The sequence below is a fragment of the Cupriavidus sp. 05N38 genome (assembly GCF_056397345.1).
In genome coordinates this window covers 1-21,553 of sequence record NZ_JBFTNF010000010.1, presented here as the reverse complement: position 1 = coordinate 21,553, position 21,553 = coordinate 1, and the positions used below count along the sequence as shown (strand labels likewise).

The window sequence follows — 21,553 nt, the reverse complement described above, 5'->3', positions numbered from 1 at the left end:
CGGTTCCGTTTCAATCGCGTCCGATGCATTATTGAAGGTCTTCCGGATTTAGTCAACCCGATTAGATCGGATACGATGTATATATAATGTGTCCAGATACAGTCAGATACAGAGCGACACAAACAAACCACCGATGAAACCCAAGACCAAACCCGCGCGCAGCAATCCCAGGCTGGCAGACTTCCTCTGCTTCGCCATCTATTCGGCCAATCTCGCCTTCGGCAAAGCCTACAAGCCCATTCTTCAGGCACTCGGACTTACCTATACGCAATACATCGTCATCATTGCCTTGTGGGAAGAGGACCACCAGACCGTCAGCGGGCTTGGCGAGAAGCTCTTCCTGGAATCCAACACATTGACACCGATCCTGAAGAAGCTCGAAGCCATGGGCTACATCCGCCGGCAACGCGATGCCGCCGATGAGCGCCAGGTTGTGCTGAGCCTGACCGATTCAGGCCGACGCTTGCGCGAGACAGGCTTGAGCATGGACCTCGTGGAGGCTTGCGGCCTCGCGCCCGACGAATTCCGGAATATCCAGAAGGCGGTCACGACGCTGCGCGACAATCTCATCAGCGCCACGCCGGACAAGGGCTAGCAAGCGCCCGTCAGCCACTGGCGCCCATCTGCCGCCGATGGTTCGCGACCGGAGTCCTGTCGCGAACCACGGCGTCTCATCCTCCCGTGCGTTCCATGGACAGGTCGCATTCGCCAGAAGCGAGTATTTGCGATGACGCCCGTCACTGAACTGCGGTCAGGTCCAGGTGGAATCACGCATCAGCGATACGTCTCGTGCGCCGGAAAGCGGGGGACGATGTGCGTAGCGAGCTCATCCATCACGTCGGCGGCGGGCCGGCTTCCGTACTTGAGGTTGAGCAGGACATGGTTCACGCCGGCGAACTCGAGGAACTCCAGGTGGCGCAGCAGCGCCTTTCGTCCCAGCTTGTGCCCGCCATGGATCGGCACCGGCGCAAGATCGGGGTCCGCATCCAGATCGATGTGGTAAGGCTGGGAAAAGGGCTTGAATGCCGCCGGATCGATTTCCGCCACCGTGTCATGCCAGTTCTTCACCAGCTGGGCCTGCAGATCGAGCCTGCGGGGATAGGTAATCCAGCCATCTCCATGCTCGGCGATCCATTCGATGCTTTGCTGGCTGTGACCGGTGACAATCAGCGGGACCCGGCGCGCTACCGGCTTGGGAATGACATCCGCGCCGCCGAGGTAGCCATAGCCACTATCCAGGGCCGGATACGCGCTGCCCCACACCGTGTCGAGGTATCCGGAATGCGCAGGATTCGCGAATCGCTCGAAGGTATAGGGAAGCTCTTCGAAAGCGGCCCTTTCCAGCCACGTCCCCGCCGGGAGCTCATCGGCCCAGTGAGGGATATCGCCCTGCTGCTCGATCGGTTGCTGAGAGAACTGTGCTGCTTGCATGATGGACTCCGGTTTGGGCGCGGCTCATGGGCGGCAAGTGCCTGTCACGCCGACGAGGCTGCGCGCCTCGGTACCGGAATTCTTGTCTTTTCCCGCGGAAAGATAATCCGCCCCGACCGCAATTCAGTTGTTCCATCGCGGTAACCGGGACATTGGATCCACCGCTGCCGGTGGCAGGAAGTGCTGCGTGGCGGACCATTGACTGGTGCGGCGCAAGGCGCCAGCCGGTGCTGGAGGCGCGCGGTTCGAGGCGCAGTGCCGGCCTGTCGTCGCCGGACAATATGCCTACCGGCGATCGTCGGCTTGCTGCCAGGCACGGGCACGGAGCTTCGCGTCGAAACCGGGATGCTGCCTGTCTATCGGCAAATCGCCCCGCGAAGTGCAACGCGGGGCCCGATGCTCGCCAGGCGCCGGCAGTGCATTGTCAGGCGTTGGAGACCCGCAGCTTGAAAGACCGGCCCCATTGGTTGATGCCGGCACACGCAACCAATAGCAAGCCGGTCACGTAGAACACCGCATGCAATCCGACATGCGCGCCGATCTGTCCGCCGATCAATGGCCCCACTACCTGCCCGGTGAACTGGGCGGATTGCAGATAGCCCAGCATCTTCCCGGATTCCCGTTCGTCGACCGATTGCCGCACCAACTTGGCAATCGCAGGAAGCAAGCCGGCCAGCGTCATTCCCATCAAGCCGCGCAAGATAGCCAGTTGCCACCATTGCGTCACGAAGGCCTGCGGCACCATGACCAGTCCCGTTGCCAGAAGACAGCCGATGATGACGTTCCAGCCACCGATGCGATCGGCAAGCGCACCAAGCCGCGCGGCGGTCAGCATGCTGCCTAACGCGGAGGACGCCATGACAATGCCGGCCACGCGCGCGAGATGGTCGGTGGGCACGCCAAGGCTGCCGATATACACCGTGATGATCGGCTCGATGGACATATTGGCGAGAAGCACCATCATTGCGGTCAGCAGCAGAGTGACAGTGACAGAGCGGTTCGGCGCCGGTGAGAGCCCCGCCGACGCCGAGGGCTTCTTCACATCGGACTCGCGGCGAAAATCTTCTTTCACCAGCAGGATGACCAGGAGAGCCGTCACCGCGATCATTGCGCCGCCGACGAAGAACGTGCCACGGATGCCAACCCAGTCCGGCAGGAAGCCACCCACGAGCGGACCGATCAGATTGCCCGCAAGCGCACCCGTAGAGAGGATGCCGAGCGCCCAGCCGGCACGCTCGCGCGGCGCCTGGGTGCCGATCATGACAATCGAGGCCGATGCGAAGCCACCGATCAGGCCCGCGACCAGGCGCAGCAAGACGAGCACGAAGACGCTGTGGGCGAGCCCGATCAGCGACATCACGATCGCCATGCCGATCGCTGCGCGCACCAGCATCGGCTTGCGCCCGTAGCGGTCGGCGAGACGCCCCCAGAGCGGCGCGGTGATCGCGGTACCGAAAAAGGTCGCGCCGAAGGCCACTCCCGACCACTGCACGACGGCAGAAGGCGATACGACGCCGAGCTGCTGCACATATAGCGGAAGGAAAGGCAGCAGCATGCTCAGGCTCACCAGCGTGGTGAAGGAGCCGAATACGCAGATGGCGAGATTGCGCCGCCAGTACGGCGCATTGCGCTCTGAGTAGCTGGTGCTGGCGAGCGGTCTCGCCGCCGATGTGGGTGGGTTTTCCGGGGGATTCATATTGTCATCGCCGTTCTGAAGATTGACTTGGAGTCACTTTCGGTGTTGCAACACGCGCTACGCCGCGGACGCGTCGCTCATTTCACGCGCGAGCCGTTTGGCCAGTTCGCACGCGGGCAACGAAGTTGCAAGCGACCCACATTGCCTGACCCATTGCACTGCCGGATGCATCACGGCCGCCCTCTGAGAGGAAAGTGAATAGTCATAGCATAGTATCTCTCAAAGAGAATACAAAGCAAATTACATTCGTTTTTCACGATATATGGCGAGCGCGCCGCCCGGGTGATATTCCGTTCCGTGCCGCGCAGCCGGCGTCACCCGCGCGACCTCGGCACTTGGGCGGAGTACGGCCGGACGTCATCGTCCGGATTCGGCAAACGGGGGAACCGGGCGTGGCGCCGCTCCGGCGCGAGGCCTGCCGCCAGGACATGTCGGGACAAGTTGGGAGGATTGGCGCCAGGAGTGCGTTCCGCGCCCGGCAATCAGGGGCGGGGGCCCGGGGCGGGGATGGGCGCTATTGCGGGAGCCTGTGCGGCTTGCCGGCGGGATGGAAGAGGGAATCGGTCGGGCCGTGCCCCCTGGCTGGCGTGCCGGGGAACGATGCGCGGCAAGGCGGCCGCCTTGCCGCGCACATGTCCCGACGGAATGGCGCGTCCGCATCTTGTCGGCGGACCGCCTCGATGCCAGTACCGATCAGGGCGCTAGGCGCACTCCAGGGCCGCCTCGGCCGGCACGCCGAAGTCGGCGGGCGCGAGCCACGTGCCCAACAGCCGGCCGAATGCGTTGAGCAGTACATCGGAGGTCAATCCGGCGCTGCCCGCCAGGGCCGGACAGTTGATCCACGTCGTGCCGTCCTTGTCGAACACCCGCAGGATCCTCACCAGGTCCGCCGGCTGCAGTGGCAGGTCCTGGCCGGCCGCGTGCTCCAGCCCGAAGGCGTGCAGGTAGTCCTCGGCATGGCGATAGCCGAGGCAGACCACCAGCTTGGGCCGCCAGCGCGCGCATGCCTGCTGCAGGAAGCGGAAGCGCCCGCCCTGCCGGCACAAGTTCAGGTAGCGGTCCTTGGGCACCAGTTCCGACTGGCCGCGGAACACCTTGGACCACGGCGTCAGGCCGTCGAGTTGCGCCGGCAACGGGAACAGGTTCAGCTTGAACTCGCTGCCGCCGGGCGCGTACAGGCGGTCCCGGTAATAGTGCTTCCAGTCATCGTCGCCCAGCCGCTCGCCCAGCGCCTGCGCGCGGGCGGCCGCCATGATGCGCGCGATGCGCTGATGATGCAGCCAGCGCTCCATGTCATCCCGGTGCCGCAGGCGGAACGCCGCATCCCATGCGGGAGGCTCGGTGCGTGGCCGCAGCGGCCGCACCAGCGGCTCGGACCATGGATGCGGGCTGCGATCGCAGATCCAGACGGACGCGCGCGGGTTACCGCCCTCCATGCCGACGAAGGATGAAAAATAGTTGTCCAGCTCTTGGCTCGTGAATACCCCTGGGTACTGCATCCATGCCCCTCACCGTTGAGATTTTGGACCCCATTTACCCGTGCCAAAACGTGCCGCGCAGATGCCTCCCGGCTCTCGCGTACCGCCATGGTCATTTCCCGAATGCAGCGCGTGCCAGTGCATGCCGCGCGGCGGGCTCGAACCCGCTCTGCACGGCACTCCTCGCGCCCGGCGTACCTTCGGCGAGTTCTGTCTTCTCCGGACGGCTTGATCCTTGATCGCTATGGGTGCTGGACACCGCCAAGGACGTGAATGTACTTTCCTGATACCGATTTAATACCAACTACATACGACCGGCATATACGCCTGACATATACGCCTGACACATGAGACTGACATATACGACCGACATATATGACGGCGCCCTACCCCTCCTTGCGAGTTATTGCCTTTTGCGCCCGGCCGGGTCGCGGCCATGCGAATCGCATATCCGGTCGCGACAGCCCTGGAAGCCACAACCATGCGGCGATTCGCGCAAACTATAACCCAAGACATTTTTAATACATATATTGTAGTTTTAATTTCTGACATAAAAATCTCTGAGAAATAGACGAATTTCAGAAGTTCACAGGTTCTTGTCCCCCCTGATGGGGGAATCTGTTTTCATCCCATCCGCGGACTGCCATGGCCCGGCGCGAGCCTGGTGATCCACATCCGCCGTTCCCCCGGACCAAAGGCGCGCCGGCTGCCGTGAGCCGTTCAACGGCCTGGATCCGGTGTCGCCCGGGGCGGAGGATGCTTTCGAATCGATTACAGATTTGTCATTCAGGGCTATCTCGCCAGCGACTATCATCCGGGCATGCAGGCGCCGTTTGCACGCCTGCCGGCATTGGCTAGACGAGGACGAGCATGAGACTTCTGGTGGTGGAGGACGAGCCCAAGACCGGCGAATACCTGCGCAAGGGACTCACCGAGTCTGCCTTCGTGGTCGACCTGGCCGTGACCGGCACCGACGGCCTGCACCAGGCCCTGGAAGTCAGCTACGACCTGGTCATCCTGGACGTGATGCTGCCGGGCATGAACGGCTGGGAAGTGCTCAAGCAGCTACGCGAGCGCAAGGACACGCCGGTGCTGTTCCTGACGGCGCGCGACGAGGTGGAGGATCGCGTGCGCGGCCTGGAGCTCGGCGGCGACGATTATCTCGCCAAGCCCTTCGCCTTCGTCGAGTTGCTGGCGCGCGTGCGCACGCTGCTGCGGCGCGGCCCGGTGCGCGAGGCTGACCGCATCGAGATCGAAGACCTCGAGATCGACCTGATCCGCCACCGCGTCACGCGTGCCGGACAGCGCATCGAACTCACCCCGCGCGAGTTCTCCCTGCTGCATTTCCTCGCACGCCGGCACAGCGAGGTGCTCAGCCGCACCCAGATCGCTTCCCATGTCTGGGATATGAACTTCGACAGCGATACCAACGTGGTGGATGTGGCCGTGCGCCGCCTGCGCGCCAAGATGGACGACGATTTCCAGCCCAAGCTGATCCATACCGTGCGCGGCATGGGCTATGTGCTGGAGCGCCGGCAGTCCTGATGCGCAGGCTTTCGCTCACCTCCCGCCTGGCGCTCGCCTTTGGCCTGGTCGCCGCGCTCGTGTTCGGCGGCGTTGGCGCCTACCTCTATCGCGCGCTGGCCACGCAAGTGATCGAGCGCGACGACGCGGAGTTGCTGCGCAAGGCGGCGCGCGTGCGCAATGAACTGGCGGAGCGAAGCACCCAGGCCGCTGCCGAGTGGAAGGAGGTCGGCAGCGTGGTGTCCGGCAACGACGAATTCACACTGCTCGTGCACGGCGCCGACGGCAGGGTGCTGGTGGCCGCCAATACCGGGACGGACGCACCGCCCGCCTTGGCGCCGCTTGCTCCCGATGCGCCGATCGGCCCCGGGTCGATACGCAGCTGGACCACGCAGCAAGGCTATCCCGCGCACGGCGTGAGAGCACTCGTACGGCCGGGCGCGGATGCGGGTGCTGGTACCGGAACCGCCGCAGCACAGCCAGCGCTGACCTTCACGCTCTACCAGACCGCCATTGCACGCAGCACGATGCTGTACGCCTACCGCGCCAAGCTGCTGCTGGCCGGTCTGCTCGGCACGCTGGCGGTGGCCGCGCTTGGCTATCTGGCGCTGCGCACCGGCATGGCGCCGCTGCGGCGCATCGCTGCCGGCGCCTCGTCGGTCACGGTGCGGCGGCTGGAGTTGCCGGTAGACCCGGCCCAGTTGCCGCCCGAACTGGAGGAACTGGCCACGGCCCTGCAGCAGATGATGGACCGGCTGCGCGACGGCTTCGAGCGGCTTTCCCAGTTCTCCGCCGATCTTGCGCATGACTTCCGCACGCCCATCGGCAACCTGCTGGGACAGAGCCAGGTCGCACTGGCGAGCGAACGCAGCGCCGACGAATACCAGGCCCTGCTGGCGTCCAATATCGAAGAGTACGAGCGGCTGGCCCGCATGATCGAGAACATGCTGTTTCTCGCGCGGGCGGAGAACGCCCGCGTGGCCGTCAAGCCCGCGCGGCTGGACCTGGCGCGCGAGCTTGGCGCGCTGTCCGATTACTTCGAAGGACTGGCCGAGGCGCGCGGCGTGGCGATCGCGGTGGATGGCAGTGGCGCGGTGCAGGCAGATCCTCTGCTGCTGCGGCGCGCTGTCAGCAACCTGGTGGCCAATGCCATCCGCTACACACCCCCCGGGCAGACGGTGGTGATGACGGCGCGCTCGGGGCCGGCAGGCGGCAGCATTGAAGTACGCAACCCCGGCGCCGGCATCACGCCAGAACACCTGCCCAGGCTATTCGACCGCTTCTTCCGTGGCGATCCGGCCCGCGCCAACTCGGGAGAGTCGGCAGGCATCGGTCTGGCCATCGTGAAGTCCATCATGGACTTGCATCACGGGCGCGTCGAGGTGGAGTCCAAAGTCGGGGGGACAACGGCATTCAGGCTGTTCTTCCCGGCAGGCACGGCGGATTCCGCATCGGCTCAACACCGTACCTGAGGCGATCGAACCATGATCCGCCTTCGTGGCGACGATGCTTTATCGCATCGATCGATTCAGGGTTGGCGCACTGGACGCATGGCTTGCATATGCGGAATCAGCCTGCCGCGGGAATGTGGCAGCGTCCGCTTGCTCCGCAATACGGAACGCCGAAACCGCATGCCGCAACGTGGCCGCCTGTTCTTCGAGCGAATGTGCCGCCGCGGAAGCCTCCTCCACCAGCGCCGCATTCTGCTGCGTGACCTGGTCCATCTGTGTCACCGCCCGATTGACCTGTTCGATGCCGCTGCGCTGCTCCTCCGATGCCGCGGCAATCTCACCCATGATGTCAGTGACGCGACGGATCGATTGCGTGATCTCCGTCATGGTCGAGCCAGCTCGTGTGACAAGTTCGGATCCGCTCCGGACGCGCTCGACGGAAGTGCCGATCAGGGTGCGGATTTCCTTGGCGGCGGTCGCCGAACGCCGGGCAAGGCTGCGCACTTCCTCTGCTACGACGGCAAAGCCGCGGCCCTGTTCCCCGGCCCTCGCCGCCTCGACCGCAGCGTTGAGCGCGAGAATGTTGGTCTGGAAGGCGATGCTTTCGATTACACCGATAATGTCGGCGATCTGACCCGAGCTCTCGGCAATCTGTGCCATGGTGCTGACCACCGCACCTACTGCCTCGCCGCCCTGGTTCGCGATCTCTGACGCATTGTTTGCCAGCCCGCTCGCCTGGCGAGCGCTCTGCGCATTGTGCTGGACGGTGGTGGTCAGTTCTTCCATGCTCGCGGCCGTCTCCTCGAGCGAGGCGGCCTGCTGCTCGGTACGCGAGGACAAATCGGCATTGCCCGCGGCAATTTCGGCGGTCGCAGTAGCTACCGAGTCCACCGACTCACGAATCTGCGCCACCGTGCCGGCGAGCTTGCCCTGCATGCGTTGCATGGCGTAGAGCAAGCTGGAGGTGTCGTTCCCGCGAAGCGCTACGTGGCGGGTGAAGTCACCAGCCGCAATGCTGCTCGTTATCGAGGCGGCATAGGCCGGCTCTCCGCCCAGCTCACGGTGAACGCTACGCAATAGCCAACCGGCAAGCAAGGTCGCGGCGCCCCCCAGGAAGACCAGCAGCACGATGGAGTGAAGAAGCTCCTCGCGAAAAGTCGCCTCGATATCGTCTATGTAGGCGCCTGTAGTGACAGTCCACTTCCATGCATTGAACGGCTTTACGTAGCTGAGCTTACGCACCGGCTCGCTTGCTCCCGGCTTGGCCCACATATAGCTCACGAAGCCGCCGCCCTGGTCGCGGGCAACCTTGGCAATCTCGACGTAGATGGCCTTGCCGGTCGGGTCCTTTAGCCCGCTCATGTCCTGGCCCTCGTTCTCCGGCTTGAACGGATGCATGATCGACCGACCGGAAAAGTCCGTAATCGAAACATAGCCATCCACACCGAAGCGGATTGGCCTAAGCCTCTCCTTCGCCTGCTTCCGGGCTTCCTCCATCGACATGCTACCGCTCGCGGCCTGTTTCTCGATTGCCACGAGAATGCTGGCCGCGGCTTCAGCAATGCTCTGCATTTCGCGCTGACGACCGGCAAACTGCTCCGCGCGAGTGACTGATGCCTCGTAAGTAACGATGCCAATCATCGCCAGCCATATCAGCCCGAAAGGGATCCAGAGCCGTTGATTGAGGGTGAGTTTTCGATTTTCGTTCATGGTTGCTTCTTGAAATACGGTATCGGCAATTCGGACCGTCTCTCGACCTTTGGCCGGGAGACGATGCTGTTAAATTCACGGCCAGACGTCCCGCAGGAATCCGCATGGCGGGCGTCTCCTTCCCGACACAGCCGATATATGCGCGATCCGATTCATGCCCGATATATGCCGCAACCTGCTGGCTACGGTATTTAGCGGCGACTTCCCCCGTGGTTCGGCATTCGAGTTTCGCTTGCCGCCGCCGCTTGTAGAGGATCTCGATATACCTTCGAATGGAAGCAGTGGCCGGGTGCGCGTTGCGTACCGGTGGTGGTGCACCGCTTCACTTCTGCAAACTGCCCCGGATGCTCTCCATCGGCGCGTTTGGAAGCCGCCCGTCGGAAGCTTGTTGCCGCGGGGAAAAAGACAGCAGAAGATCGGGGCGGCCGTGTCTGTATGGGATATCGACGCAAGCCGAAACGAATTTCCCCCAACCTTAGTAGGACTAGACATGTCGCGCAGCAGCGGCTATGAGCCAGTCGCCGGGCGCCGTCCCAGGCCGGGAGGCCATGTGAGCGAGAAACCCCAATGGCCGACAAGCGACAAACTATGGCCAGCTTCTGGCCTATCTTCAACGCCCCGGGCTACGGGCCTTCTCTATAGTTGAAAAACCCGCCGCGCCCTGTCGCCGATGCGGCGGGCGGGAAGGCCAGTCGGATTCCTGCATGTTCAGGTTGCCCGCGGCGAGGGCGAAGGACAGAGAAATGACGCATCCCCACCTGGTCCCGGCGCAAGAACCTTCCGGGCCCCTGCAGGACATGATGAGGCCGGGGCTTTCGGGCGTGTTCTGCGGATTGAATCCCGGGTTGCAGGCAGCGATGACCGGCTTTCACTTTGCCGGCCACGGGAACCGCTTCTGGCAGGCGATCCATCTCGCAGGGTTCACCGACCGCGAGCTCAGGCCCGCGGATTGTCATCTGTTGCTTTCGTATGGATACGGTCTGGCAACCGCGGTGAGCCGCCCAACAGCCAGTGCGAGCGAACTCTCGCACGAGGAGTATGTCGGTGGTTCGCCGCAGCTGGCAGCGAAGCTCGAACGCTTCAGTCCGGCCTATATCGCATTCCTGGGTAAGGCCGCCTATGCGGCCATGACCGGGCAGCGGGTGGTCAGTTGGGGGCCACAGCGGCAGCCAATAAGCAGTTCGAAGGTATGGGTATTGCCGAACCCAAGCGGCCGAAACCGTGGCTTCAGTCTCGCCGACCTGGTTGACGCCTACGGCGAGTTCCGCCTCGCCGCGGAGAGTTAGGCCGGCGATGAGGATTTCCTTGCGGTGTCCGGCAAACAGCGGCAGTTCAAGATGAACAGGAGGTAGTGCAAGATGGTATGGACGACCGAGCAGATGCTTGAGCGCGCAGCAACGCATCTCAAGGATGGAGAATTTGTCTACCTGGGCCCCGGTTTGCCGGCGGCGGTAGCAAGTCGGGTTCCGACGGATACCGAAGTCTGGTTGCATGTTCATGACGGCGTGCCAGGCATGATGTCGTATCCGACGGACGATTTCATGGATGCGGGCTTCATCGCTGGCAGTCGGCAACGGCACGGCGATGCCCGGCAGAGGGAGGTATATCACTCCACCGATTCATTCGCCGAAATGACCAGCCCGTCCATGGACATGGCGATCATCGACGCAAGCGGCAAGCATGGAGATGGTGTTGCGATTGCCCGCTGGGCGATCGGCAGCGGGGCCAAGCGGGTTGTACTCCTGCTTGGATCGGCTCGCGGGATCAAGGACATGGCCGGTTCCCTGATGGACGGCGAGAACGATGGTGTCCCCTACAGAATCATCTCCGACTCGGTTGTCATCGATGTCACCGGCGAAGGCGTGACATTCGTCGAAGCCATGGCCGGCGCAACGCGTGCTGACATCGAGACACTGACCTCGCTTCGATTTGCATGACATTCGTACCACCCCGTCACGGAAGGCCTGAGCATCCACGCCGATCGGGCCGATGTGCCTGGCTTACTTCCGTGGTTCATGGTGGCCAGAAACTAGAATAATTTGGCCCCAAACAGCCTTGCGCGGGAGGAACTCCGCTCTGCATCCGAACTTATACTCCCCAAATCGCTACGTCGCTGCGATTCCGTGGTACGGCCATTTACTGAGGAGAATCGATGCAGGCTTTACAACCACCCGCCAAGCACGCAATTGAGAAACGTGAGATGTCGGTGAAGCATCTTCCGGTGAATCTCTTTGCCTCGGTCATGGGTATTTCCGGGCTTTCGCTTGCCTGGCGACTGGCCGCCAATCAGTATGGCGTCAGCCCGATCATCTCTGGTGTGATCGGACTCTTGGCGGTGATCGCGTTTCTGATTCTGGCAGTCTCGTACGCGGTGAAGATCGCAAAGTATCCGGATGCCGTGATGCATGAGTTTCGGCATCCAATTGCCGGAAACTTCTTCGGTACGGTGCCTATCGCGGTCTTGCTGATCTCTTCGATCATCGGCCAGGCCAGTCAGGCAACGGCGGAAGTCGTCTGGACCATTGGCGCCATCGGCACCATCGCCCTCGCGTTCACTATTGTCAGCCGGCTTTTCCGCGGAAAGATCGATTCCGGGCATGCACTGCCGGCGTGGCTGATCCCCGGCGTCGCGACGCTCGATATCGCCGTGGCGGGGGGAACGATGTCCATGCCGTGGGCGCACGAGTTCAATATCTTCTCCCTGGCCGTCGGGACCATTCTTGCTCTTGTGTTCTTCACCATGATTGTGTCCCGGCTGATTCATCATGAGAAGTTGGCGAGCGGCATGATTCCCTCGCTCATGATCCTCATCGCTCCGTTCGAAGTGGGGTTCCTGGCCTACACGAATTTCACGCAAAGAGTTGATGTGTTCGCGGCGGTCCTGTTCTATTTCGGATTGTTCCTTTTCTTTACCTTGGTCTTCAAGGTGTTCCGTCGGAGCATTCCGTTTGCCGCGGGCTGGTGGGGCGTCAGCTTTCCGGTTGCGGCATTGACGAGCGCCGCATTGAAATACGCGGACACGGTTCGTGTCTGGCCGATTACCGTGCTGGCGATTCTTCTGCTCGCGTTCTTGTCCGTGGTGATCGTCGTGCTCTTCGTGCGGACCATGCGGATTGTGTTCAGCGGTGACTTGCTATCCGGCGGATGATCCGGCTATGGCAGACGAGGTTCAGGAAGCGGGGCCGCGCAATTCAGCGTTTAGCGATAGCAACTTCGCGCGATGACGTGATCCGAATATCGTCCCGACGCAGCTTGCCCGGCAGCGGATGCTTGTTGTGGCTGCTTTGGTCCGCAATATCGCCTGACCCACCCTCGTTCTCCTGGAAGCGCTGGCGATACTGCTTGGGTGTGATGTCGAGGCGTCGCGAAAAGATCATCCGCATGTGCGTGGAGCTATGGAATCCACTCCTGAACGCAATCGTCTTGAGAGGCACATCCGTCTGCTCGAGCAACTTCCTGGCGAAGTCGACGCGTACCTGCTCGACAAAGACAGAAGGGGCAACCTTGGCGTGCTTCGCAAAGGTGCGGCTGAACGTGCGCCGGCTCACGCCTACCGCGTCCGCCAATTCCTCGATCGAGAAGGCATCTGCGATATGGTCGTTGACGTACCGCAGCGCCTTGCTGACGATGGAGTCTTCCTCCGGGCCGACAGCGAGGTATGGACTGTACTGAGATTGTCCGCCGTCCCGGCGAATATAGACAATCAGGCGCTTCGCAACCTTCACCGCGAGCGCGTGACCCAGGTCTTCGGCGACCAATGCGAGGCACAGGTCGATGCCGGCGGTGACGCCACCACACGTGAACAAGCTGCCGTCACGGACAAAGATCTTGTCTGGCCGCACGAAGGCACGCGGAAAATGCTCCTGGAGTCGCTTGGTCTCGGACCAATGCGTAGTGACTTCCCGTCCATCAAGGAGCCCGGCGTGCGCAAGCAGAAATACGCCGTTGCAAACCGCTCCGAACCGCTGCGTGGTCAGCGCTTTATCGTGAAGCCACGACAGGAAATCCGGGTCGGGACGCATCTCCGGAGCACGCGGCCCCCCTGCCACCAACAGGAGATCGCAATCGTCGGAATAGTTGCGATAGTCCACCGGCACACTAATTTCCATGCCGTTCGAACAGGTGACGCTATCGGGGCGCACGCCCACCAATGAAATCTCGTACCGCTTATGGGGTGGCAATAGTGCGTTGGCCTCCGCGAATACATCCATCGGGCCAGCAATGTCTAGCGCTTGTACTCCATCAAACACGACAACAGCGAGTTTCATCAATGGATCTGTTCGTTCACTTCTATACCGGCGTAACGGCTACGCCATCCTGGGCGCTGCTGTAAGGGTTGTTCGAACAAAGTCAACCAACCGGTGGCTTTGCCAAGTGCACTATGGAATGCATGGCCGCCGACGCGCTCAAATCTATGCAAGTTTGCTCAGAATATCAGATGTTCGTCCGACGGCGTGCCCCCTGGGGCCGTGACTGGACCGGATTAATTGTCATTGAAAAGCGTATTTACATACAAGCAGGCCCACGTCGATCTGGACACCGGAATCCCGGCAGTCAACGGGGTCGTATGACCGCTCCGTTCATTCTCGCCATTCCGGTCGGAGCCTGCAGCCGCCGACGCACAGTTACAGGTAGATGAGGCTGAACAGATGCGATTGCAATACGGCTTCGCTCAGGAAGACGGGCAAACGCTCCTACCGGTCGCCTATGAACAAGGCCCGGTGACTCGCGAGGGCAGTACGTCCGCCCCTCCGATCGACAAGGCCGGCGCCTACAGATGCAAGCTGATCTGCCTGGCAAAGGCGCGTATCACTTCTTCATTCCGAGAGAGGAGGATCCACTGCCCCACCCGGGTCTGAACAAGAAGGCCGGCCTCGACCAACGTTGCGACATGCGCCGATACGGTCGACTGCGACAGGCCACTRCGYGCGTGAATCACAGTCGACGGCACGCCATGACCAAGATCGATGTAGCCCTGTACGAAGACCTCGTTCGGCGTCTTCAGCCACGCCAGGATCTGACGCCGGAAGCGGTTCGCGAGGGCTTTATGAATCAGGTTCGCGTCAATCATGGAGTTCAGCCAGGACGGGGAGAMAGTAGCGAAATGGCGCCGCGWGCGCAGCYTGCSGGACGCAGCGCCCGTATCGGCTTGTGCCGCGCCGGAGCGCAGCGTCGTCAGAACATATCCGCAGCATCCTGGCGCCCCGCCCCCTGATTKCCCGTTTCCTGCCCGGAGCGGGACGGAATGAACGGTCCCGTGAGCATGCTCGCGTAGCTCTGGCCCGGTCCCACCATCGGAAACACGTCGGCGTTCTCGTCGATCATCACTTCGAGCAAGGCGGGTCCGTCAAACTCCACGAACGCCCTGAGGCTGYCTTCGATCTCGCCTATCGTTTCCACGCGACGCGCAAATTCGAACCCGTCGGCCTGTGCCGCCATCACGAAATCCTTGCGATGCAGCGCCTTGTCGCTTACGCAAAATCGCCCCTCGAAATAGAGACGCTGCCACTGCCGGATCATCCCGTCGCCGCGATTGTTGAGCAGCAGCACCTTGACCGGAACCCCGTACGTGCTCGCGGTCTCCAGCTCGCCAATATTCATCCGGATGCTGCCATCGCCATCGATATCGATCACCAGCGCGTCCGGGCGCGCCAGCTGGGCACCGATCGCCGCCGGCAGCCCAAAGCCCATCGTTCCCATGCTGCCCGACGTCAGAAGGCTGCGAGGCTCGACGAACTCGAAGAACTGCGCGGCCCACATCTGGTGCTGGCCGACACCCGTGCTGATGATGGCTTGGCCGGCCGTKATYTCGCTGAGCTTTTCGATCACGAACTGCGGCTGAATCGCGGCGCTGTTTCTGTCGTAATTCATGCCATAGGTCCGCTTCAGCTCGATCACCTGGCTGAGCCAGTCCGAGGGCGATCGCGCGGCCGGCGCGTGTTCCATCAATGACAGCAGYGCGCTCTTCGCATCGCCGATGTGACTCCAGTGSGTCCGCTTGACCTTGTTGATCTCCGCCTCGTCGATATCGATATGCGCGACATGCCGCGCACCGGGAGCAAAGGCATCCGGGCGCCCGCCGGCGACCCGGTCATCGAATCGCGCACCCACCGCAATCAGGAAATCGCAATCCTCCACCGCGTAGTTCGCACAGGCGGCACCGTGCATMCCGAGCATGCCAAGACACAGCTCGTGTTTCGCCGGTATCGCGCCAAGGCCCATGAGCGTCGTTACGACGGGGATCCCGTAGCGCTCGGAGAATCGACGCAGTTCMGCCGTTGCGCCGGCCGTGATCACGCCGCCACCGACATACAGCAGCGGCCGCTTGCTCTGCCCCAGGAGATCGAAGAATTCGGTGCGCTTTTTCTCGTCCAGACGAGCGCCTTTTGCGACCATGCGAAGACGATCGGAGTAGCCGCGGAACKGYAAGGTACCTTGCCCATGATAGGGCCCCGTCCAGTTCTGGATGTCCTTCGGCACATCCACCACAACCGGGCCCGGACGACCGGTGCGCGCCACTTCGAACGCGGTCCGCAGTGTGTATTCCAGTTTCGCCGGATCGGTCACCAGGAAGACCTGCTTGGCGCACGCCGACATGATGTTGAAGACGGGCGCTTCCTGGAAGGCATCGGTGCCGATCGCGGCACGCGGCACCTGCCCGCATATCAGSACGACCGGGACCGAATCCCCGTTGCAGTCGGCGATCGGCGTCACCGCGTTCGTCGCGCCCGGGCCGGAGGTCACCATGAATACGCCGACTTTTCCGCTGGCGCGCGCGTAACCGGCGGCCATGAAGCCCGCGGCCTGTTCATTGGCGGGTACCACGAGCTTGATCTGACGCTCGGGGTYTCCCTCGTGCATTTCGTTGAAACGGAAAACAGCGTCGTAGGTCGGCAAGATGGCGCCGCCGCTATATCCAAATACGGTATCGACGCCCTGCTCGCTGAGGACACGCAGGATGATGTCGGCACCCGACATCGATTCGCTTGCGTGCGCTGGCTTCAGGGAGATGGGTGAAACAACGTGCGGGGTTCGGGTCACGGCTGGCTCGCATGGAAACCGGCGCTGACAATATCAGCGACCAAGATCAAAGGGCGATTTCCCATCCAACTCGAGAACAGCGTATGTTCGGCACCAGCTCATGGACGATTGCTTCGACGGGTTCTCCGTCCTGGCCCAGTCCACCCAGCACTTTCTTGATGTGCTTCTGGAAGAATTGTGAGGATCGTGGCAACCATTCTGCCAACGATCGGAGCCGCGCGCTCAGCCAAGAAGCCCGTTCACGGGCCAAAATGGATCGCATTTGGGCCATGACTGACCGTGACGTCGCCATCCGGGCCATCGCCGTCGCATCCGCGCGGGAGGGAATGCGGCATCGGATGGGCTCGCTTCGCGCTCCAGCCCGACGGCGTCAACAACGCTTTGTCGACGCTTCCCGCTACGATTTCGCCAAGGTCCTCCCTGACCAGGGCCAGGGCCAGATGAATGGCGGCGCCCACGCCGCCCGACGAATACAGGTTACCGTCCTTCAGGCAGCTTAGATCGGTCATGACGTGTACCAGGGGATGCTCGGTTGCGAGGCGTTGCGCGTCGCGCCAATGCGTGGTCAACCAGCGGTGGTCGGCAAGACCGGCACGCGCGAGCAAGAAGGCGCCGTTGCACACGGATGCGAGCCTTCCCGCCTTGCGCCCGGCATCGCTGAGCCAATCCACCAAGTCCCGATGCTCATGCCCCAGGCCGGCGAGCGGGGAACCAGGTACCACGATAAGGTCGAACGGCGTGTGCACATCCAACAGGCACTCTGTCGTGCGCACCGCCATGCCGTTTGAGCATACGACAGGCCCGGGCGACGCCCCGACGAGATGCTGCTCGTAGAATTTTCCGCCCCACACCCGGTTTGCCTCGTGAAACACATCCATCGGGCCGGCCACCTCGAACAAGCGAAATCCGGCATACAGCATCATCGCGACACGCATGCGCCGTTACTCCGCGAATGCGTTCGAAGCAAACGCGCCCCGCCTCGCCACGTACGCAGCGTGGTAGCCGGGTACGGTCGCGGCGGATGCGGGCGGCCCCGCATGCAGCAGCCCTGCACCGGAACGCACGATCTCGCGCAGCTGCGGCCCGATGAGGCTCCATGCACGCCACGCACCCGTGACCGGCGCAGGGTCGGCCAAATAAAACTCAGCTTGCCCCTCGACATCAAGGGCGCTTCCCCCGGACAAGAAAGAGGCCTGGCGTTCCCGAATCAACATGATGAATCCGTCCTTGCTTGGGATCCGGCCCAGACTTCGACCGCGACATATGGCGAGGCGGCGATCGCCCCATCCTGGCTAGCCCGAGGCGCAACCAGGGCTTCTGCGGTTTCCTGCCACGCCTGGGTCAGGTTCCCAGCCGCATTCCCCAAGGCAAGTCTAGTGAGTCGACACGGCAGCGGAAACACGCACATGGCGCCATGGCTGGCCAATCGATGTGAGATTTGGGCCACGTCGTATCGACGGAACCGCCATGCGTCCTACCGTGTCCATCGCATTGGCCATCGAGCGCCACTTGGGCTTTGCCGTATGCGCTTCGTCTTCTTACACGGACGCAAAAGTCATTTGCCGGCTACGACATCCTTGCCATGCGGTTGCTGCGCTAAGCTGCATTCGTCGCTCGTCAATATCGACCACGGTGCTTTCACACTGCTGGATGTGGCCGTGGATCTATGGCAGGGCCGACAAGCCAGTCGCTTCGCAACGTCTCGTGCGTTCGCGAATCGCGCCGATTCGCTTCAATCTTATGGAGATCCCCGTTATGGAGATCCCCGCACCGGGATTCCCGGTGAAGCTACCTGGAATCAAACCGGGTATCCGTGCGGCATCGACGATAGCGCGACCTTGCGGATAGAAGCTATCGAATCCCGACGCGTCGTTTATCTGGCCGGCTAATTGCTTTTCCTGGAAAGCTGGCGCCTTCCGCAATACGAAGCATCCACTTACAACAATAGGCACCCGGCGGCGCGCGCAGGGGCCACGCCCCCCACGTCAGGCAAGTTCACACGCGTTGATTCGGGTTCGAATGCCGTCAGAACGGACTGGAGTCTTCCGTCGAGCACTTCGGCATGATATTGACGCAGACGCTCGCATAGCGCGGCGCGAATGCGCCACCCAGGCATCCACAGTTACCGAGGCGGGATACGCAAACACATTGGCCCGATACCCGACCTGCCGGGCTTCGGGAAGCACCGTCTATCCCCTACAGTGAATGCACCGCTTGACTACGACACGGCAACGAAGCTTGCCAGCAGCGCCGGGATGCGGCTTCTTTACATCACATCGTTTGGCTGGCCAAACACCAGGCAGCCGCGGCACTGTCCGAACGAGGCGCGAAGCTGCCGGAAGACCCGCCTGCGGACACCGGGGTGCTCCGAGGAGTACGGAAGGTTTGTTCGCCGGGAGGCATCGCAATTTCTTGACGAGGTGCAGCCTGAAGCCTGAGCCGGTTGCGACCCGATATCGATCTTCGTGGTTCGTCGTCGTGCAAGCTTGAATTCGCGCTTAATTGCGCAGGAGATGAACTGACTGTTTCGCAAATTGCAGCGTTTATCCGGCTTCGAAACGGGGCGCGGGTTCCCTATTTCAACCTCGTCGCGCCCCGGACGGATATGTTGGCAAGATTCACGAACAGAATGGCCCAGAACATCGCCTGTTTACGCTATCAGAGGTCTGGCCCGCCTCGTAGAATTCGTTGACTGGTTACGCGACGGCAAAAAGCGAAAACACGTTGAGCGAAATGACTTAACAAAAAGCTGGGGTCATTGCCTCGATTTATTCCAGAACGGATCTTGGAACCTTGTGAGCGCGTGGCGTCTGGCTGTGGTTTCCAAATGTGATGACCTCTTGAACACGAGTAGCTAGTAGGACCCTTATGACCACCGCCGACCCTTCAACAACTGGAACGGAAGAGCTGACGATCGTAGAACCGCCCGCACCGGTTCCCGAGCAAGAGGTGGCCCCTCCTGTCCAGCCAACGCCCGCACAAGCCTCGCTATCGCTTCGTCTCGCCGTCGGCCTGATCGGGATGCTGCTCGCGTCCCTACTGGCGATCCTCAACGAACAGGTCACCGCGGTAGCGTTGGCCGATATCCGGGGAGCGTTCTCGATCGGACGTGACGACGGGACCTGGCTGACCACGTTGTTCGAGGCGGCTAACGTCGCCACCATGGTGTTTGCTCCGTGGTTCGGGATCACCTTCACGCTGAAGCGGTTCACGATCGGCGCCGTGCTCGCCACGATGCTGTTCGGGATCCTTTGCCCCTTCGCACCGAACCTCCTTACGCTATATGTGCTGCGTGTCCTCCAGGGGATCGCCGGCGGATGCCTCCCGCCCATGCTGATTATTGTGGCGCTGCGCTATCTTCCCCCGAAGGTCAAGCTGTACGGGCTCGCCGGGTATGCACTCACTGCGACCTTCGGGCCGGCGCTCGGCGCACCGCTCGCGGCATTGTGGACAGAGTATGTCGGCTGGCAAATGGTCTTCTGGCAAATCGTGCCGCTTGGCGTAGCGTGCTGCCTGGCGATCCAGCAGGGGCTTCCGCCGGATCCGCTCAAACTCGAACGACTCCGTTCATTCAACTGGACCGGATTCCTCACGGGACTCCCGGCGGTCGCCATGCTCGTGATCGGTCTCCTGCAAGGTGATCGTCTTGACTGGCTGAATTCCGAGTTCATTCGCGTGATGTTTTTTGGCGGGACGTTCTTGCTTGTGGCCTTCCTCGTCAACGAGTGGTTTCACCCGCTTCCTTTTTTCAAGCTCCAGCTGCTTTCACGAAGGAACTTCGCGCACGGACTCACGACACTCGCGGGCGCGGTGATACTGCTGATCGGTGTCGCCGCCATACCGGGCCAGTATCTCGCCACCATCCACGCGTACAGGCCACTGCAAACGGCACCCCTGTCGTTGCTGGTCGCGATCCCGCTATTGGTTGCGCTTCCTCTGACTGCCGCCTTCATGAATCTTCGGCGCGTTGACCATAGATGGGTCATGGCCGTCGGGCTTTCTCTCATGGTCGCGACGTGCCTGATGGGGAGCTTCATGACCTCCGAGTGGGTTCGCGAGAACTTCTACCTGCTTCAGTCACTACAGATCGTTGCGCAACCGATGGTGATCATGGCGATCCTGATGGGCGTCACGACGGGCTTGCCGCCAGCGGAAGGCCCGTTCGCTTCGGCTATGTTCAACTCGGTCAAGACTTTCTTCGCTGCTGTGGCGACGGGTCTTATCGAAGGATTGGGTACAGATCGCGAACGTTTTCATTCGAACATGCTCGTGGACCAGTTGGGCAACAACGCGCTGGTGACGAGCTATAGCATCGATGCGACCCATAGTCTCGGTCAACTCGCACACCGGATCCACGAGCAGGCCGTGGTACTGACCTCGGCCGATCTCTATCGTGTGATGGCAGGCGTCGCCGTCGCCCTTCTTGTTCTTGTTCCGATACTACCCGTGCGTATCTATCCCCCATGGTGCACTACGCCGCCCTCTTCTCACTAAGGGACGATTTTCATGTCATCCGCCACACGATCTCCTCTCAAAATTGTTAGCATTGCCGCGCTTGTCATTGCCGTCGCCATCGCTGTATGGGCCTGCATTCGGTTTCTTGGCGGCTCGGATACCGAATCCACAAATGATGCCTACGTCTCGGCCGACTTCACGCTCGTGGCGCCGCGTATCGCTGGCCAGGTTTCCGAGGTACTGGTCAACGACAATCAGTGGGTCAAGGCCGGGCAATTGATGGTACGTATCGATGACCGCGATTTCCGGGCCGCATTGTCGAGTGCGCAGGCTGACGTGGCGGCAGCCAAGGCATCCATAGCAAACTACGACGCCGAGATTGCGCGGCACCCCTCGCTCGTCGAGCAGGCGCGCGCCACGCTTCGCTCCGACCAGGCGTCGCTCGACTTTGCGCGAGCGAACGCCTCGCGCTACCAGAATCTCTCCGAAGCGGGAGCGGGAACCACGCAGGAACAACAACACGCTTCAAGCGCGCTCGCCGAGCAGCTTGCGCGGCAGTCCCATGACCGCGCCGCGTTGAGCACGACTGAGCAGAACCTCGACGTGCTGCGCACTCAGCGCGACAAGGCGGCCAGCACGTTGATGCGCGCCGAGGCGGCTCAGGAATTGGCGAATCTCAATCTGTCCTATACGGAAATCCATGCACCGGTGGACGGCAAGGTTGGCAGGCGCTCGGCGCGGGTCGGCGCATTTGTGACGCCCGGCGC

At 62.0% G+C, this 21,553-nt stretch carries 16 protein-coding genes; 8 read left to right on the top strand and 8 right to left on the bottom strand.

All coding sequences use genetic code 11. The annotated features are described in order from the left end of the window. The first annotated feature begins 133 nt into the window (after positions 1–133). On the top strand, positions 134–595 hold the full coding sequence (locus AC1DK4_RS09310; protein WP_441649755.1) for a MarR family winged helix-turn-helix transcriptional regulator: 462 nt from the start codon (positions 134–136) through the stop codon (positions 593–595). 179 nt (positions 596–774) lie between these two features. Here the strand turns inward: AC1DK4_RS09310 and AC1DK4_RS09305 are convergent, their stop codons facing one another. The 3 genes from AC1DK4_RS09305 to AC1DK4_RS09295 all read right to left on the bottom strand — a co-directional run bounded on the left by AC1DK4_RS09305 (position 775) and on the right by AC1DK4_RS09295 (position 4,626). Then, positions 775–1,431, bottom strand: a complete 657-nt coding sequence (locus AC1DK4_RS09305; RefSeq protein ID WP_441649754.1) for an LLM class oxidoreductase — start codon at positions 1,429–1,431, stop codon at positions 775–777. 424 nt (positions 1,432–1,855) lie between these two features. Continuing rightward, positions 1,856–3,127, bottom strand: coding sequence for an MFS transporter (locus AC1DK4_RS09300; RefSeq protein ID WP_441649753.1), 1,272 nt, complete (start codon positions 3,125–3,127; stop codon positions 1,856–1,858). Positions 3,128–3,828: 701 nt separating this feature from the next. Continuing rightward, entirely contained in the window at positions 3,829–4,626 is a 798-nt protein-coding gene (locus tag AC1DK4_RS09295; RefSeq protein ID WP_441649752.1) for a transcriptional regulator, read from the bottom strand. 849 nt (positions 4,627–5,475) lie between these two features. Here AC1DK4_RS09295 and AC1DK4_RS09290 point away from each other — a divergent pair. Continuing rightward, entirely contained in the window at positions 5,476–6,150 is a 675-nt protein-coding gene (locus AC1DK4_RS09290; RefSeq protein ID WP_441613835.1) for a heavy metal response regulator transcription factor, read from the top strand. Then, complete coding sequence (locus tag AC1DK4_RS09285) at positions 6,150–7,601, top strand: heavy metal sensor histidine kinase (protein ID WP_441649751.1); 1,452 nt, start codon at positions 6,150–6,152, stop codon at positions 7,599–7,601. Before AC1DK4_RS09290 ends, AC1DK4_RS09285 begins: the two co-directional genes overlap by 1 nt. A 39-nt stretch (positions 7,602–7,640) precedes the next feature. On the opposite strand, the gene AC1DK4_RS09280 is transcribed toward AC1DK4_RS09285, so the two are convergent. After that, a complete protein-coding gene (locus AC1DK4_RS09280; RefSeq protein ID WP_441649750.1) occupies positions 7,641–9,290 on the bottom strand; it encodes a methyl-accepting chemotaxis protein in 1,650 nt (549 codons plus the stop codon). A 743-nt stretch (positions 9,291–10,033) separates the two neighbouring features. Here AC1DK4_RS09280 and mug point away from each other — a divergent pair. The 3 genes from mug (at position 10,034) to AC1DK4_RS09265 (ending at position 12,438) form a co-directional block, all read left to right on the top strand. Then, entirely contained in the window at positions 10,034–10,576 is a 543-nt protein-coding gene (gene mug, locus AC1DK4_RS09275) for a G/U mismatch-specific DNA glycosylase (RefSeq protein WP_441613832.1), read from the top strand. 72 nt (positions 10,577–10,648) lie between these two features. Further along, positions 10,649–11,227, top strand: coding sequence for a hypothetical protein (locus tag AC1DK4_RS09270; protein WP_441649749.1), 579 nt, complete (start codon positions 10,649–10,651; stop codon positions 11,225–11,227). Between the two features lie 215 nt (positions 11,228–11,442). Further along, positions 11,443–12,438, top strand: coding sequence for an SLAC1 anion channel family protein (locus AC1DK4_RS09265; protein ID WP_441649748.1), 996 nt, complete (start codon positions 11,443–11,445; stop codon positions 12,436–12,438). A 43-nt stretch (positions 12,439–12,481) separates the two neighbouring features. Here AC1DK4_RS09265 and AC1DK4_RS09260 read toward each other — a convergent pair whose 3' ends face one another. The 4 genes from AC1DK4_RS09260 to AC1DK4_RS09245 form a co-directional block, all read right to left on the bottom strand. After that, on the bottom strand, positions 12,482–13,558 hold the full coding sequence (locus tag AC1DK4_RS09260; protein ID WP_441613829.1) for a GlxA family transcriptional regulator: 1,077 nt from the start codon (positions 13,556–13,558) through the stop codon (positions 12,482–12,484). A 503-nt stretch (positions 13,559–14,061) separates the two neighbouring features. Next, entirely contained in the window at positions 14,062–14,361 is a 300-nt protein-coding gene (locus tag AC1DK4_RS09255) for an ArsR/SmtB family transcription factor (protein ID WP_441613828.1), read from the bottom strand. 104 nt (positions 14,362–14,465) lie between these two features. Next, a complete protein-coding gene (gene ilvB / locus AC1DK4_RS09250) occupies positions 14,466–16,268 on the bottom strand; it encodes a biosynthetic-type acetolactate synthase large subunit (RefSeq protein WP_477131512.1) in 1,803 nt (600 codons plus the stop codon). Positions 16,269–16,570: 302 nt separating this feature from the next. After that, a complete protein-coding gene (locus tag AC1DK4_RS09245) occupies positions 16,571–17,266 on the bottom strand; it encodes a GlxA family transcriptional regulator (RefSeq protein WP_441624393.1) in 696 nt (231 codons plus the stop codon). 1,933 nt (positions 17,267–19,199) lie between these two features. Between AC1DK4_RS09245 and AC1DK4_RS09240 the strand changes: the two genes are divergently transcribed. Both AC1DK4_RS09240 and AC1DK4_RS09235 read left to right on the top strand, forming a co-directional pair. Next, the gene (locus tag AC1DK4_RS09240; RefSeq protein WP_441624391.1) at positions 19,200–20,825 is read left to right on the top strand and encodes an MFS transporter; all 1,626 of its coding nucleotides are present in this window, start codon (positions 19,200–19,202) and stop codon (positions 20,823–20,825) included. A gap of 12 nt (positions 20,826–20,837) precedes the next feature. Further along, positions 20,838–21,553, top strand: a 716-nt coding sequence (locus AC1DK4_RS09235; RefSeq protein WP_477131492.1) for an HlyD family secretion protein, incomplete at its 3' end; no start/stop codon positions are given.

Coding starts and splice junctions, on each gene's coding strand:
- AC1DK4_RS09240 (WP_441624391.1), top strand. CDS start 19,200: ATGACCACCGCCGACCCTTCAACAACTGGAACGGAAGAGCTGACGATC.
- AC1DK4_RS09310 (WP_441649755.1), top strand. CDS start 134: ATGAAACCCAAGACCAAACCCGCGCGCAGCAATCCCAGGCTGGCAGAC.
- mug (WP_441613832.1), top strand. CDS start 10,034: ATGACGCATCCCCACCTGGTCCCGGCGCAAGAACCTTCCGGGCCCCTG.
- AC1DK4_RS09270 (WP_441649749.1), top strand. CDS start 10,649: ATGGTATGGACGACCGAGCAGATGCTTGAGCGCGCAGCAACGCATCTC.
- AC1DK4_RS09305 (WP_441649754.1), bottom strand. CDS start 1,431: ATGCAAGCAGCACAGTTCTCTCAGCAACCGATCGAGCAGCAGGGCGAT.
- AC1DK4_RS09295 (WP_441649752.1), bottom strand. CDS start 4,626: ATGCAGTACCCAGGGGTATTCACGAGCCAAGAGCTGGACAACTATTTT.
- AC1DK4_RS09290 (WP_441613835.1), top strand. CDS start 5,476: ATGAGACTTCTGGTGGTGGAGGACGAGCCCAAGACCGGCGAATACCTG.
- AC1DK4_RS09300 (WP_441649753.1), bottom strand. CDS start 3,127: ATGAATCCCCCGGAAAACCCACCCACATCGGCGGCGAGACCGCTCGCC.
- AC1DK4_RS09245 (WP_441624393.1), bottom strand. CDS start 17,266: ATGCGTGTCGCGATGATGCTGTATGCCGGATTTCGCTTGTTCGAGGTG.
- AC1DK4_RS09260 (WP_441613829.1), bottom strand. CDS start 13,558: ATGAAACTCGCTGTTGTCGTGTTTGATGGAGTACAAGCGCTAGACATT.
- AC1DK4_RS09285 (WP_441649751.1), top strand. CDS start 6,150: ATGCGCAGGCTTTCGCTCACCTCCCGCCTGGCGCTCGCCTTTGGCCTG.
- AC1DK4_RS09265 (WP_441649748.1), top strand. CDS start 11,443: ATGCAGGCTTTACAACCACCCGCCAAGCACGCAATTGAGAAACGTGAG.
- AC1DK4_RS09280 (WP_441649750.1), bottom strand. CDS start 9,290: ATGAACGAAAATCGAAAACTCACCCTCAATCAACGGCTCTGGATCCCT.